Here is a 14,942-nt window from a genome sequence, read left to right as displayed (position 1 = left end):
CCTCCGTCTTACTCGAACCAGTGCGCACGGGCCTTGGTAATCAGGTCCTTGGCACTTTCTTCGGTGATACCCGCAATCTCGGTCAGCTCGTCGACGGCAAGGTCAGCGAGATCGTCGCGGGTTTTAACGCCGGCACGCGCCAGTTTGGCGGCGAGCGGCTTGTCCATGCCTTCGAGTGCCAGCAAGTCTTCAGCGACATGCTCGAGTTGCTCCTCGCTGACGATGGCTTCGGTCAGCAGAACGTTGCGGGCACGTGTCCGCAGTTCGTTAACCGTCTCTTCGTCAAAGGCTTCGATTTCCAGCATTTCAGAAAGGGGGACGTAGGCGATTTCCTCAAGAGAGGTGAAGCCTTCGTCAATCAGGATGTCGGCGACTTCGTCGTCCACATCGAGTTTCTCAGTGAATGCGCTACGCAGACGGCCGCGCTCGGCCTCGCTCTTCTGCGTGCTCTCTTCCACCGTCATCAGGTTGATCTGCCAGCCCGTCAGCTCGGACGCGAGCTTGACGTTCTGGCCGCCGCGGCCGATCGCGATCGCGAGATTGCTCTCATCGACCACCACATCCATCGCATGAGCTTCTTCGTCGACCACGATCGACGACACTTCGGCCGGCGCCAGCGCCTTGATCACAAATTCCGCGGGGTCGGCTGACCACAACACGATATCGATGTTCTCGCCACCGAGCTCATTGCGCACCGCGGTAACCCGCGAACCACGCAGGCCGACGCAAGTGCCGATCGGATCGATGCGGGCATCGTTGGCCTTGACCGCGATCTTGGAACGCATACCAGCATCACGTGCGCAGGCCTTGATTTCGAGGAGGCCGTCTTCCATCTCCGGCACTTCAAGCTCGAACAGCTTGGTGACGAACTCCGGCGCGGTGCGCGACAGGATCAGTTGCGGACCGCGGGCGCCACGGGCGATTTCCTTCAGATAGGCGCGCGTACGGTCGCCCACGCGAAGGTTCTCCTTCGGCACCATCTGGTCCTTGGGCAGAACTGCTTCGAGGCGGCCGACTTCGACGATCGCGTTGCCACGCTCCATGCGCTTAATGTTGCCGGTGACGAGATGCTCGCCGCGCTCGAGGAAGTCATTCAGGATCTGCTCGCGTTCGGCGTCGCGGATGCGCTGCAGGATCACCTGCTTGGCCGCCTGCGCACCGATACGGCCGAAGTCGATCGGCTCGAGCGGTTCTTCGACGTACTCGCCAACCTGGATGTCCTCGAACTGCTCGCGTGCATCGATGATGCCCATCTCGGCCTCATCGTTCGTCACTTCGGCGTCCGGCAGCACCAGCCAACGGCGGAACGCTTCGTGAGCGCCCGTCTCGCGGTCGATCGTGACACGCACATCGGCGTCGTCGTGAATGCGCTTTTTGGTGGCCGAAGCCAGCGCCGACTCAAGCGCCTGGAAAACGATCTCCTTGGAGACGTTCTTCTCGCGCGACAGCGCATCGACAAGCAGCAAAACCTCGCGGCTCATTGCATCAACCCCTCAAATCTCTCAAAACTTGGGAACGATCCGCGCACGCTCGACATCGTCGAATGCGAAGCGCTGCTCGCCGGTTGCGGTCTCAAGGATCACGGTCTCGCCGTCGACCCCTCTCAGGGTGCCGCTGAAATTGCGTTGATTGGCGACTGGGATCCGCACGCGCAGCTGGACTTCCTCGCCAGCGAAGCGCTCGAAATGCGCCAGCTTGGTCAGCGGGCGATCAAGCCCGGGCGATGAGACTTCCAGCCGGTCGTAGTCGATGTTCTCGACCTCGAACAGACGGGTCAGTTGGTTGCTGACGGTTGCGCAATCCTCGACGGTAATGCCCTCAGGCTTGTCGATGAACACGCGCAGAAGCCGGCCACGGGGCGACGACTCGATGTCGATCACCTCGAAACCCAGGCCCTCGGCCGTCTTTTCAATCAGCAGTTTCAGATCCATGCGCCGCTACAAACAAAAAGTGGGCGCAATGCCCACTCATCAAAAAACAACAATCGCGGCCCAAAGCAATGCGGCCGCCAGATCGTATAACCGGCGAGAGTTTAGCAGACCTGGCGTGCCACGTAAATGCGTTTACTCGGCAACCGGCGGCTTGCGCGGCCGACGGCCACGACCAGCTGGGCGCTTGCGTGCGCCGGCTTCACCTTCCGGACGCGGCGCAGCCCCATCCTGCGGGGCGGGCGCGCCTTCGGGACGCGGCGGGCGCGGCCCGCCTTGCGGCTTCCTTGGTTTGTTCGGGCGCTTCGGGCGGCGCGGCTCAGCGCCCTGCTCCGGCCTCACGCCATCAACCGGCGCATCAGCACGCCCGACTTCACCGGGCTGACCTGCCTCGACCGGACGTGCACCGCGTGGCGGACGGGGCCCCTTGCCGCCCTGCGGGCGCGGCCCTTGCCCACCTTGCGGACGCGGACCACCGCCTTGCGGGCGTGGGCCACCATCGCCGCCACGGCGACGACCGCCTTGCGGCGCGCCACGACCGGGCGCGCGATCGCCACGCGGGGCGCCGCCAGGATTGAGCGGGCGCACGCCGGGGACGGCCAGGCGCTGCGCCTTGGCCCAAGCCTCGGCGTCTTCCGCCTCCAGATCGACCTCAAGCTGATGCTCGTCCGGCTCTGCAAACGGCGATTCAGGCTCGACATCCTCCGGCAGCGCCGCCATCAACGCACGCACATCGGCGTCGGACATCTCAGTCCAGGCGCCGCGCTTGAGCTGACGCGGAAGCTGGACCGGGCCATAGCGAACACGCATCAGCCGGCTCACCGTCAGCCCAACCGATTCAAACATGCGACGCACTTCGCGATTGCGACCTTCGGAGATCGTGACGCGATACCAGTGGTTGCTGCCCTCGCCGCCGCCATCGTGCAGCGAGTTGAAACGCGCTTCGCCGTCTTCAAGGGCGACGCCCGTCGTCAGCGTGGCTTGTTGTTCTTCGGTCAGCTCGCCAATCACGCGCACTGCGTATTCGCGCTCGAGTTCGTAGCGCGGATGCATCATGCGGTTGGCCAGATCGCCGTTGCTGGTGAAAAGCAACAGGCCGGAGGTATTGAAGTCGAGTCGGCCGATCGCGATCCAGCGCCCGCGATTGAGCACCGGCAGGCGCTCGAAGACCGTGGGACGGCCTTCCGGATCGTCGCGACTGACGATCTCGCCCTCCGGCTTGTGGTACATCAGCACACGCGGCGCGCGTTCGGTGAAACGGATGTTCACCAACTTGCCGTTGATCTTGATCCGATCGCCCGGGCCGATCTTCTGACCGAGCCCTGCGGGCAGGCCATTCACGCTGACGCGGCCGGCGATGATCCACTCTTCGAGTTCGCGCCGCGAACCGTAGCCGGCTTCAGCGAGCAGTTTGTGCAGTCGCTGCGGCTCGTAGGCCTCAGCCTGCGCCTTGACGCCACGGCCACGGCGGCCAGGCGCGGGTGCGTTGCTATTCCGCCGCTGCTGCGGGCGCGGTTTGCGTTGCGGTATCGACAAGATCCATCACCTTTTCAATTTCGGCCAGAGGCGGCAGCTCGGTGAGGCTGCGCAGGCCAAGTTCATCCAGGAAGCGTCGCGTGGTGGCGTACAGGCCCGGGCGCCCCGGGGTGTCGCGATGGCCGACAACATCGACCCATCCGCGCGATTCCAGCGTTTTCAACACGTTCGGAGAGACGGCAACGCCGCGAATATCTTCAATATCGCCTCGCGTGACCGGCTGACGGTAGGCGATGATCGCCAGGGTCTCCAGAACAGCACGCGAATATTTCGGCGGTTTCTGTTCGCGCAACCGATCGAGGTAGGGCTGGTACTCCGCACGAGTACGGAAACGCCATCCGGTCGACAGTTGGGCTAGTTCGGCGCCGCGATCATTCCAGCGCTCACGCAGGGTTTCGAGCAGGCGGCGAATCAGATCCGCATCCAACTGCTCATCGAAGAGCCTGCGCAGCTCGGCCATTGCAAGCGGCTCGGCGGCTGCCAGAAGGGCAGCTTCCAGCACGCGCAAGGCAAATTCGAAGTCTATCGAATCTTCGGCTTGCACCGGAATGCCAGCTTCAGTCGGCATCCGAGGTGTTAAGTCTGACATAAATCGGCTCCAGAGGTGCAACCTGGCTGACAACAACCAGGCGCTCCTTCACCAGTTCCAGCACGGCAAGGAAGCTGACAACCAGCATCGGCACGCCCGCCGTCAAATCGAACAACTCGACGAAGGGTTGGAATTGGCCACCGCCGAGCTGGCGCAGGATGGCGGTCATCCGTTCGCGAACCGAGAGTTCCTCACGCTGGATCGTGTGGTGACGGGTCAGCTTCGCCTTACGCACGAGACCCAGCCAGGCGACCTGCAGATCGTGCAGGCTCACTTCAGGCAAACGTTCCGCCACCTTTTCGGCCACCCACACGGTGACCCATTCGTAATCGCGCTCCACCCGCGGCAGTGCATCGAGTCGTGCGCCGGCGATCTTCATCTGTTCGTATTCGAGCAGCCGGCGCACGAGTTCGGCACGCGGGTCGGCCTCCTCCGCTTCCGCCTGGGCAGGCCGCGGCAGCAGCATGCGGGACTTGATCTCGAGCAGCATCGCGGCGATCAGCAGATACTCGGCCGCAAGCTCAAGGTTGCTGCGGCGCATTGCCTCGACGTACTTCAGGTACTGCGCCGTCAGCGGCGCCATCGGAATATCGAGGACGTTGATGTTCGCCTTGCGGATCAGATAAAGCAGCAAGTCGAGCGGCCCCTCGAAGGCTTCGAGGAACACCTGCAGCGCATCCGGCGGGATGTAGAGATCCTTCGGCAGCTCGAACAGCGATTCGCCGTAGATCCGCGCCAGGGCCGGGGGCAGCGGTTCCTCGTGCGGGCGCAGGTCGAGCATCGGCGTCTCGACTTCGCTCACTGCGCGTCACCTATCGTCAGATTGCAGCGAACAGCACGCCCCTTCATGAGCCGGTCAATAACAGGATCAAACGCTTCAGTGGGGCGATCAACGGCCACAGCACGTAATCCAGCACCCGCAGGTACAGCAAGCCGATCAGAATCATGAAACCGTAGGGCTCAAGGCGCGCGAACTTCCATGCCAAGGGCCCCGGCAACAGGCTGATCGCGATGCGGCCGCCATTGAGCGGCGGAATCGGCAGCAAGTTCAACAGCATCAGCGCGAGGTTCACGACGATACCGGCAGTCGCCATGGCGAAGAAGTAGTCACCGCCATAGCCATCCAGTGCCGTCTGCAGACCAATCATCAAGCCCCATCCGAAGGCCTGCGCGAGGTTCGCGGCCGGCCCCGCAGCGGCGACCCAGAACATGTCGCGCTTGGGGTGGCGCAGGCGGCCGAAGTTGACCGGTACCGCCTTCGCCCAGCCGAAGGGCGGGAAGCTCGCGCCAGTGGCGAGGTTCAGCAGCACGATGCCGAGCGGCACGGCGAGCGTGCCGACCGGATCGACGTGACGCAGCGGATTGAGGCTGATGCGTCCGGCCAAATGCGCGGTGGGGTCGCCAAGGCGGAAGGCCGCATAGCCGTGTGCGGCCTCATGCAAGGTGATCGCCAGCAACACAGGCAGCGCCCAAACCACGATCGTCAGGACGATGTCCATGGCCACTCAATTTCAGGGAAAACAGCAGTTTACCAGACGACCTCAGTCGTCCAGCCCGAGCGGCCCGAGCGGCCCGAGGCCGCGTCGGATCACCTCCGGCGCACCGCCGGTCAGGTCGATCACGGTCGTCGCTTCCGGGCCGCAGGCGCCCGCCTCGATCACCAGATCGACCTGCTTTTCGAGGCGCTCGCGAATTTCCTCGGCGTCGGTCAGCGGCAGATCTTCGCCCGGCAGCAACAGGGTCGAGGTGAGCATCGGCTCATTGAGTTCGCCAAGCAGGGCCGCGACAACCGGATGGGAGGGGCAGCGGATGCCGATCGTCTTGCGCTTGGGGTGCAGCACGCGACGGGGCAGCTCCTTGGTGCCTTCGAGGATGAAGGTGTAGGGGCCGGGGGTCACCGCCTTGAGCAGTCGGTACTGCGCGTTATCGACCCGCGCATAGTGCGCAATCTCGGAGAGATCCCGCACCATCAGGGTCAGGTGGTGGCGGTCGTCCACGCCACGGATGCGGCGGATGCGCTCGATCAGGTGCGCGTCGCCCGTCTGCCCCGCCAACGCGTAGGCCGAATCGGTCGGGAAGACCACAAGGCCGCCGTCGCGGATGATCTCCGCGGCCTGTCGCAGCAGCCGTGGCTGTGGGTTTTCAGGAAAGAGTGAGAAGAACTGGGCCACGTTTGCAGACCGGGCAGGAAAGCGCGGATTCTATGCCTGCAGCCCCAAGGCTGTCGCGGGTTTCAGAGCTTTGACCAGACGGGCGTCAGATCCTCCGGCAGCGGATCGGATCCGCCGAGGTCGACGCTACTCTCGCCAGGCCCGTGAAAGTCCGACGCGCGCGACGCAAGAAAACCGTAGCGCCGGGCGACGCGAGCGAACTCCAGCGTGGCCTCGCGATTATGCGACCCGGAGACCACCTCGATTGCCTCGCCGCCCAAGTCGTGAAAGCGCACGAACAGTTCGTCGAGCTCGCGCTTGGACAACCGATAGCGGCCCGGATGCGCGATCACGGCCAGGCCGCCCGCGGCATGGATCCACGCCAGCGCGTCCTCCATCGTCGCCCATACATGCTCGACGTAGCCCGGCTTTCCGCGCACAAGGTAATGGTCGAACACGCTCTTCACGTCACGCGCGGCGCCGATCTCGGCAAGGTAACGCGCGAAGTGCGAACGGCTGACGAGCGCCGGATTGCCGACATACTTCAAGGCACCTTCATAGGCGCCACGAATGCCGATCGCGGCAAGCGCCTCGCCCATGCGCGCCGCGCGGCCGTCGCGGCCGGCGCGGACATCGGCCAGGCCGTCCGCCAGCACGGTACACGCCGGATCTACGCCAAGGCCGACGATATGCACCGTCTGCTCGCCCCACGACACCGACACCTCCACCCCATTCACGAACGCAAGCCCGTGGATACGGGCGGCCTCGCGTGCGTCGGCCAAGCCGGCGAGCTCGTCGTGATCGGTCAGCGCAAGCAGTTCGACGCCGTTGCGCCCGGCGCGTGCGACGACCTCGGCAGGGGCAAGCAGGCCATCCGAAATGGTGGAGTGACAGTGAAGATCGGCGTTGATTGGGGGCATGCAGCAAGTGTACTCCACCGCCCCGCCGGTAACCCGGCGATCTTGCGCGGCACTCAACGCGTGTCGAAGAAGGTCTGCAGGAGGGCGGCTACGTCAGCCGGCCGCTCCAGGTGCAGGTTGTGGCCGCAATCGCGAAGGGTGGCGAGCTGCAAGTCCGGAATGACGGCCAACCGCGCGCTCACCTCATCGCGCGTCAAACCAAGCCGCTCCAGCAGCGCGGTGTCGTCGGCCAGCACCGCGAGGACGGGTGCGGCGATGCGCCGCCACACGGCGGCCGTCTCGGCGAAGCGGTAAAGCGCCGGGCTGACATGCTTGTGCGCCGGGTCCGCCGCGCGGATTACACCGCCCAGGCCATCCTCCTCACCAACATGACGGGCGAGGAACTCAGCGCGCTCCGGTGACAGACGCGGATTCTCGAAACGCAACTGGCGCGCCAGACCGGAGAAGTCCGGGTAGCTGCGAAATCGCTCCGGCTCGCGCAACTGGTGCAGCCATTTTTCGAGGCGACCAGGGGCGTCCTCCGGTTCGGCGTCGCGCAGGCCGAAGGCATCGAGGGACGCGACTGCGCGCACCCGGTTTGGCCGCACCCCGGCATACATGCAAACAAGATTGCCGCCGAGGCTGTGGCCGACCAGGCGCACCGATTCTTCCGGGCTGTAGGCCTGCAGCAAGGCGTCGAGATCACTGAGGTAGTGCGCAAAGAGGTAGCTGTCGGCGCTCCACGCGCTCTCGCCGAAACCGCGCAGGTCCGGCGCGATCACATCCCAATCGTCCGCCAGTGCATCGACAAGGAAGTGGAAGGACGCCGACACATCCATCCAGCCATGCAGCAGGAAGAGCTTGCGCGCTCCGGTACATGGCCAGCGCCGCACATGCAGGCGCAGACCACGCACATCGAGCCATTCGCTATGCGATTCACGGCGCGGCATCCACGGCATTGCAGCAGTCGGCATGGCGAGTTCCGTGCGCGAAAAGCGTAAATGTTATCAGCAGGTTGCCGTGCCTCAGCCCTTCCGGTAGAGTCCCGCCCCTGTCGCTCGGGAGAGCGCCTGCCCCGTGCAGGCCGCCGAAGGCGTAACCCCGGAACCGCTCAGGTACAAAGGACCGACGACACGCGCAGCGCGCGCCGCTGCGTGGAACACAATCTGGAGAGCAGGCGCGGCATCGACCGCGCCCACCGAAGGGGCAGCATGCCAGGCGGCATGTAATCTCTCAGGTACCAAGGACAGATGGGGCCCGCCGCACAGCGCATCGTGCGGCGGGCCCTTTTGCGTTTTTGGACTAACCTGAATTTGCCACCTTATTTAGCACCTTAGTTGCCAACACTCCGGGAGCCTCACTTGGGCAAGCAGACACCTCTTTTTGACCTCCATGTGGCCGCAGGCGCGAAGATCGTCGACTTCGCCGGCTGGGACATGCCGATCCACTACGGCTCCCAACTTGAAGAGCACCACCAGGTGCGCCGCGACGCCGGCATGTTCGACGTCTCGCACATGCTGCCGGTGGACGTTTCCGGCGCCGGTGCGCAGGCCTTCCTCAGCAAGCTGCTCGCCAACAACATCGGCAAGCTCACGCTGCCTGGCAAGGCGCTGTACTCCTGCATGCTGCAGGACGATGGCGGCGTAGTCGACGACCTGATCACCTACTTCTTCGCGCCGGACGACTACCGCATCGTCGTGAACGCCGGCACCGCCGACAAGGACATCGCGTGGATGCGCACGCAGGCGGCGAAGATGGGCGCCAACGTCACCATCGCGTCGCGTCGCGATCTGGCGATGATCGCGGTGCAAGGCCCGAATGCGCGCGCCAAGGCCTGGGCAGCCCTGCCCGGCTCGCAAGCCGCCAGCGAGGGGCTCAAGCCCTTTCAGGCCGCGAAGTGGAATGGCGGGTTCGGCGAAATCATGATCTGCCGCACCGGCTACACCGGCGAAGACGGCTTTGAACTGATCGTGCCGGCGCAACGCGCAGCCGAGATCTGGAAGGCGCTGGAAGCTGCCGGCGTGAAGCCGATCGGCCTGGGCGCGCGCGACACGCTGCGCCTGGAAGCCGGTATGAACCTCTACGGCTCGGACATGGACGAGACGAAGAACCCGCTCGAATCCGGCCTCGCCTGGACGGTGGACTTCACCGAGGGTCGCGACTTCATCGGCCGCGCCGCGCTCGAAACCTACGATCGCAGCAAGCAGTTGGTGGGTCTGTTGCTCGAAGACCGCGGCGTGCTGCGCGGCCACATGCGTGTCGTCACCCCGCATGGCGAGGGCGAGACGACCAGCGGTTCGTTTGCGCCGTCGATGAACGCCTCGATCGCGTTCGCGCGCGTCCCGGCCGCGGTGCAACTGGGCGACACCGTGGAGGTCGACATCCGCGGCAAGCTGCTGAAGGCGCGCGTCACCAAACTCTCGTTCGTGCGCAACGGCAAGGTACTGGCCTGAGCGACACGACTGCCGGCAGATTCAGACGATGCATCGCGATGTTTTGACTTCATCCCGGTGCGCAAATGAAGGCTGCGGCGACACTTGATTGGCTTTGAACATCTGAACTTCACTCACAGGAGCGAACACATGAGCACCCCGACCAGCCTGCGCTACACCGAATCGCACGAATGGGTCCGCATGGAGCCGGACGGCACCGTGACCGTCGGCATCACCGACCACGCGCAGAACGCACTGGGCGATGTGGTTTTTCTTGAGCTGCCGGATGTCGGCCGCACGCTTAAGGCCGGCGAGAACTGCGCCATCGTCGAATCGGTGAAGGCTGCGTCCGACATCTACGCCCCGATCGCGGGTGAAGTGATCGAAACCAACCAAGCCGCGGTGGATGCTCCGGAATCGGTAAACGCCGACGCCTACGCCGCGTGGCTGTTCAAGCTCAAGCCGGTGAATGCGGACGACGTGGCGAAGCTGCTCGACGCCGCGGCCTACGACAAGATCGCCGACGCCTGATTTACGCGTATCGATCTGCTGCGCGATCCAATCACGGGCCTGCGATGCTCGCCGTACTCAAGTACGGCTGCGCTTCTCGGCCCGAGCTTGGGTCGCTCGCGACGATCGCTTCGCGCAAATCCGCGTTTCTGAGCACGCGATCTACCCTGATTGCCGGCGCCCAAAAGAACAACACACCGCGCCTCTGCCCCGACCTGTACCGCATCCTGACAGAGCCAGACCATGCTGAACCTTCCGCTTTCCGCGCTTGAACAGCGCGATGACTTCATCGGCCGCCACATCGGCCCCGATGCCGCCGAGACCGCCGCGATGTGTGCCGACATCGGCGCCGCGTCGCTCGCCGCGCTGATTTCCGAGACCGTGCCTGCCGGCATCCGCCTGGCTGCGCCGCTGCCGATCGCCGCCGCCGTGCCCGAGCACGAAGCGCTCGCCAAGCTCAAGGCCATTGCCAGCAAGAGCGTGCTGAAGCGTTCGCTGATCGGTCTGGGCTACTACGACACGATCCTGCCCAAGGTCATCCTGCGCAACGTGCTGGAGAACCCGGGCTGGTACACCGCCTACACGCCCTACCAGGCCGAAATCGCACAGGGCCGCCTCGAAGCGCTGCTGAACTGGCAGCAGATGGTGATGGACCTCACCGGGCTGGAACTGGCGAACGCCTCGCTGCTCGATGAAGCCACCGCCGCCGCCGAAGCCATGGCCATGGCGCGCCGCGCGTCGAAGTCCAAGTCCAACGCCTTCTTCGTCGACAGCGCCGCCTTCCCGCAGACCATCGACGTGGTGAAGACGCGCGCCAAGTACTTCGGCTGGGATCTGGTCTTCGGCACCGCCGAGGAAGCCGCATCCGCCGACGTGTTCGGCGCGCTGCTGCAGTACCCAGACAAGACCGGCGCGGTGCGTGACCTCACCGCCACCATCGCCGCACTGAAGGCCAAGGGCGCGCTGGTGGCCGTGGCGTCGGACCTGATGGCGCTGGTGCTGCTCAAATCGCCGGGCGAAATGGGCGCGGACATCGCGCTGGGTTCGGCGCAGCGCTTCGGCGTGCCGATGGGCTTCGGCGGCCCGCACGCCGCCTTCTTCGCCACCCGCGACGAGCACAAGCGCTCGGTGCCGGGCCGCATCATCGGCGTGTCGGTCGACGCGCGCGGCAAGAAGGCGCTGCGCATGGCGCTGCAAACGCGCGAGCAGCACATCCGCCGCGAGAAGGCCAACTCCAACATCTGTACCTCGCAGGTGCTGCTGGCCAACATGGCTGGCATGTACGCGGTGTATCACGGGCCCAAGGGCCTGCAGACCATCGCCTCGCGCATCCACAAGCTCGCTGCGATCTTCGCCGCCGGCTTGAAGCAGGCCGGGTTCAAGGTGCTGGGCAGCCAGTTCTTCGACTCCTTCGATATCGCCACCGGCGCACAGACCGCGGCGATCAATGCTGCAGCGCTGGCCGCCGGCTACAACCTGCGCCAGGTTTCGCCCTCGGTGCTGGGTGTGTCCTTCGATGAGAAGACCACCCGCGCCGATGTGCTGACGCTGTTGAATGCCTTCGCCGAAGTGGGCCGGCTCGCCAATGTGTGCGAACTCGCGCGCGCCTTCGATGAATCGGACCTCGCCGCGCTGGAGCAGAGCTGCGCGATCCCCGCGTCGCTGCTGCGCACCGATGCCATCCTCACGCACCCGGTGTTCAACAGCCACCACACCGAGCACGAGATGCTGCGCTATCTGAAGAAGCTGCAGAACCGCGACCTCGCGCTCGATCACTCGATGATCTCGCTGGGCTCCTGCACCATGAAGCTCAATGCCACCAGCGAAATGATCCCGGTCACCTGGCCCGAGTTCGGCGACGTGCATCCCTTCGTGCCGCGCGAGCAGGCTGCGGGCTACCTCGAGATGATCGAAGGCCTCGCCGACTACCTGCGTGCCGTCACCGGCTTCCCCGCGATCTGCATGCAGCCGAACTCCGGCGCGCAGGGCGAGTACGCCGGCCTCGTCGCAATCCGCCGCTACCACGAGTCGCGCGGCGACGCGCACCGCAACATCTGCCTGATCCCGAAGTCCGCCCACGGCACCAACCCGGCCACCGCGCAGATGTGCGGGCTGGACGTGGTGGTGGTCGACTGCGACGAGAACGGCAACGTCGACGTCGCGGACCTCAAGGCCAAGGCGGAACAGCACAAGGACAACCTCGCCGCGCTGATGATCACCTACCCCTCGACGCACGGCGTGTTCGAGGAAGCCGTGAAGGACATCTGCGCCACGGTGCATGCCTTCGGCGGCCAGGTCTACATGGACGGCGCCAACCTCAACGCGCAGGTCGGCCTCACCTCGCCCGCCACCATCGGCGCCGACGTGAGCCACATGAACCTGCACAAGACCTTCTGCATCCCGCACGGCGGCGGCGGCCCCGGCATGGGCCCGATCGGCCTCGCGGCGCACCTCGCCCCGTTCATGGCCGACCACGCCGTGAAGCCCACCGGCGCCGACGCGCGTTCACACGCCGGCCAGGGCGCGGTCAGCGCGGCGCCGTTCGGCTCGGCCAGCATCCTCACCATCTCGTGGATGTACATCACGATGATGGGTGGCGAAGGGCTCAAGCAGGCGACCGAGTACGCGATCCTCAACGCCAACTACGTTGCCGCCAAGCTCGCGCCGCACTACCCGGTGCTCTACCGCGGCACGCACGGCCGCGTCGCGCACGAGTGCATCCTCGACATCCGCCCGATCAAGGCTGCCACCGGCATCACCGAGGTCGACATCGCCAAGCGCCTGATGGACTACGGCTTCCACGCGCCCACGATGTCCTTCCCGGTCGCCGGCACGATCATGGTCGAGCCGACCGAGTCGGAATCGAAGGGCGAGCTGGACCGCTTCATCGCCGCGATGACGCAGATCCGCGAGGAAATCCGCAAGGTCGAACAAGGCACCTGGCCCGCAGACGCCAACCCGCTCAAGCACGCCCCGCACACGCAAGCGGACGTGATGGTGGCGGAGTGGTCACGCGTGTATTCGCGTGAAGAAGCGGTCTTCCCGCTGGCTTACGTTGCCGAGAACAAGTTCTGGCCGAGCGTCAATCGGATCGATGACGTGTATGGGGATCGGAATTTGTTCTGTGCGTGTGTGCCGATGGAGGAGTATTCGGCGTAATTGCCGGAGTGCTTCTGCTGGCGCTGTGACGAGAAGGGCCGCCCGATGGGCGGCCCTTCTTCTTGGAACGCTTCGGCAGCACTTCAGTCCTTGCGCCTACGCACCGCAACACCCACTAGGAAGGTAATGCCGAGCGACATCATCGCGAAAGGAGTTGGCTCCGGCACAGCCGAAACTGTCATTGAATAGGCCAGATCACTTGTTGGTATCCAGACAAACCTGTCCGACGGCCTCCCCTGCAATGCCCCCACCCCGAGCGAAACCAGACTCGCTTCTCGGTCGGCGAAGTAAATGTACTGTGGAGCCCCAGAGCGCAATTGCAAGGTCAACGCAAAGCGGGAATTCGACGGCAACGCCAGTGCCGGAGAAAAATCCACTCGCCGAGCAAAACCCTGAATCACGCCATCCGTGGCACTGAACTCTTTTGAAAAGAGCGTAGCGCCCAGAATGCTCTGATCAGCAATTCCATAACGGCTCCACTCGCGAATGCTCGCAACGTACGACACCCCGGCGGTATCTGGAACAAAGAAGGAGAAGGACTCGACTTCAATCGCTCCGTTTTCGGAGAAATCGAATAGTTGCGCGGCTCCAGATTTGTTTAGTGACGAAAACGCGCCCGTCGAGAGTTTCCATTCATTGACAGCTCCCCCCACCGGCGCGCTATAGGTTGTCGACGCGCTTGCGGTACCAATGGTGCCAGCAAGCAAAATGCCCACCAAGATCATTCTCATCTGCACACATCTCCTTCGACGTTATTGTTGGACTTCCAACTGCGAGCCAGAGCCGCACCCAATACAAAGACGGCGGTCGCGCAACGATATGTCGCCCTCATGGGGCCATGGACACGTTCCAGCCGACGAAACCGCGAGCACACAACCAACGAACGCGCGTTTCATCACGACTCCAAGAGTAGCGAATGCACCTATCAATTCGCGGCACCCTGCTATGACGCACAAATTATGCCAATCAGGAAATCGCGCGCACTTGCGGCCCGAGACTTGGCACGAAAACAGGTTGATGTAAGTACTCCCGACATCGACGATCGCATAGCGCCGTGAGGCGCGTAGATTGGGTTGAGCGCAGCGAAGCCCAACGCCTCCGCAACCGCCGCAGCATGGCAACGGTGCGTCGACCGGGGTCCCGCCCCCGGCGGGCGTCTTACTTTCTGGCAACGGCACCAGAAAGTAAGCAAAGAATGCCGCCCGGCGTTCGCGGTCAGGCGCTTTGCGCCTGACTTCCCTCGCATGCTCGCGAAGTCGGGCGGCTGCGGAACTCGGCCCTGCGGCCTCAGACAGTCCTCGCCGTCGGCGCTGCGCGCCGATGCCCCTCCCCCGCTGCGCTACTCGGCGCTCTCGACGGGACCCAAGATCAAAACCGTCGCCATTTTCGCGCACCGTGAATTTGCAGAGAACGGTTGATGGTCGGCGCTTTTCTTCCCCCCTCTGAAACGCCGAGCAGCGCAGAAACATCGGGTTCCGACATGCGTAGCATGGCGGTGGCGAGGACTGTCTGAGCACCGAGCGCAGCGAGGGCGAGTTCCGCAGCCACTCGATGGTTCGAGCAGCGCAGGGCACCCCGACAGAGTCGGGGCGTTGAAGCGGGGCGACTTTCTTTGGGTACTTTCTTTGTTCGCACAAAGAAAGTACCCCGCCCGCCGGGGCGGGACCCGGCTTCAGCGGGAAGGCCAGCGCAAATTGCCTGCGCCATTCGCAAGCCGAAGCGTTGGGCTTAGAGATAGG

General features: G+C 64.4%; 12 protein-coding genes, 1 pseudogene and 2 riboswitches. Of the genes and pseudogenes, 3 read left to right on the top strand and 10 right to left on the bottom strand.

Annotated features, from left to right (window positions below; translation table 11 throughout):
* Positions 1 to 8: 8 nt before the first annotated feature.
* The 9 genes and pseudogenes from nusA to JY500_RS04235 form a co-directional block, all read right to left on the bottom strand.
* Positions 9 to 1,481, bottom strand: coding sequence for a transcription termination factor NusA (gene nusA, locus JY500_RS04275; RefSeq protein ID WP_206255171.1), 1,473 nt, complete (start codon positions 1,479 to 1,481; stop codon positions 9 to 11).
* A 21-nt stretch (positions 1,482 to 1,502) separates the two neighbouring features.
* Positions 1,503 to 1,931 carry a ribosome maturation factor RimP gene (gene rimP, locus JY500_RS04270; RefSeq protein WP_206255170.1) on the bottom strand — a complete coding sequence of 143 codons (429 nt, stop codon included), beginning with the start codon at positions 1,929 to 1,931 and terminating at the stop codon, positions 1,503 to 1,505.
* A 699-nt stretch (positions 1,932 to 2,630) separates the two neighbouring features.
* Positions 2,631 to 3,464, bottom strand: a pseudogene (gene rluB / locus JY500_RS22090) (23S rRNA pseudouridine(2605) synthase RluB); the annotation flags it as partial.
* Entirely contained in the window at positions 3,418 to 4,032 is a 615-nt protein-coding gene (gene scpB, locus JY500_RS04260) for an SMC-Scp complex subunit ScpB (RefSeq protein ID WP_206255169.1), read from the bottom strand. The pseudogene rluB and the gene scpB, both read right to left, overlap by 47 nt.
* A complete protein-coding gene (locus tag JY500_RS04255; protein WP_206256404.1) occupies positions 4,022 to 4,834 on the bottom strand; it encodes a segregation and condensation protein A in 813 nt (270 codons plus the stop codon). The genes scpB and JY500_RS04255 overlap by 11 nt, the downstream gene beginning before the upstream one ends.
* A gap of 64 nt (positions 4,835 to 4,898) precedes the next feature.
* Complete coding sequence (locus JY500_RS04250) at positions 4,899 to 5,552, bottom strand: site-2 protease family protein (protein ID WP_206255168.1); 654 nt, start codon at positions 5,550 to 5,552, stop codon at positions 4,899 to 4,901.
* Between the two features lie 42 nt (positions 5,553 to 5,594).
* Entirely contained in the window at positions 5,595 to 6,224 is a 630-nt protein-coding gene (locus JY500_RS04245; RefSeq protein ID WP_206255167.1) for an L-threonylcarbamoyladenylate synthase, read from the bottom strand.
* A gap of 62 nt (positions 6,225 to 6,286) precedes the next feature.
* A complete protein-coding gene (locus JY500_RS04240) occupies positions 6,287 to 7,123 on the bottom strand; it encodes a 3',5'-nucleoside bisphosphate phosphatase (protein WP_206255166.1) in 837 nt (278 codons plus the stop codon).
* A 53-nt stretch (positions 7,124 to 7,176) separates the two neighbouring features.
* Positions 7,177 to 8,076, bottom strand: coding sequence for an alpha/beta fold hydrolase (locus JY500_RS04235; RefSeq protein WP_246479786.1), 900 nt, complete (start codon positions 8,074 to 8,076; stop codon positions 7,177 to 7,179).
* A 75-nt stretch (positions 8,077 to 8,151) separates the two neighbouring features.
* Positions 8,152 to 8,239: riboswitch (glycine riboswitch) on the top strand.
* Positions 8,240 to 8,258: 19 nt separating this feature from the next.
* Positions 8,259 to 8,362: riboswitch (glycine riboswitch) on the top strand.
* Positions 8,363 to 8,463: 101 nt separating this feature from the next.
* Between JY500_RS04235 and gcvT the strand changes: the two genes are divergently transcribed.
* From gcvT to gcvP, 3 genes are all read left to right on the top strand, one after another.
* Positions 8,464 to 9,555 (top strand): glycine cleavage system aminomethyltransferase GcvT, encoded by a 1,092-nt coding sequence (gene gcvT, locus JY500_RS04230; protein ID WP_206255165.1) that lies wholly within the window; start codon positions 8,464 to 8,466, stop codon positions 9,553 to 9,555.
* A gap of 129 nt (positions 9,556 to 9,684) precedes the next feature.
* Positions 9,685 to 10,065 (top strand): glycine cleavage system protein GcvH, encoded by a 381-nt coding sequence (gene gcvH, locus JY500_RS04225; protein WP_172204704.1) that lies wholly within the window; start codon positions 9,685 to 9,687, stop codon positions 10,063 to 10,065.
* A 222-nt stretch (positions 10,066 to 10,287) separates the two neighbouring features.
* A complete protein-coding gene (gcvP, locus tag JY500_RS04220) occupies positions 10,288 to 13,203 on the top strand; it encodes an aminomethyl-transferring glycine dehydrogenase (protein ID WP_206255164.1) in 2,916 nt (971 codons plus the stop codon).
* 83 nt (positions 13,204 to 13,286) lie between these two features.
* Here gcvP and JY500_RS04215 read toward each other — a convergent pair whose 3' ends face one another.
* Positions 13,287 to 13,934 carry a PEP-CTERM sorting domain-containing protein gene (locus JY500_RS04215; protein WP_206255163.1) on the bottom strand — a complete coding sequence of 216 codons (648 nt, stop codon included), beginning with the start codon at positions 13,932 to 13,934 and terminating at the stop codon, positions 13,287 to 13,289.
* Positions 13,935 to 14,942: the final 1,008 nt, after the last annotated feature.

Source organism: Niveibacterium microcysteis (genome assembly GCF_017161445.1).
Lineage (GTDB): Bacteria > Pseudomonadota > Gammaproteobacteria > Burkholderiales > Rhodocyclaceae > Niveibacterium > Niveibacterium microcysteis.
This window is presented reverse-complemented; position numbering and strand designations above follow the sequence as displayed.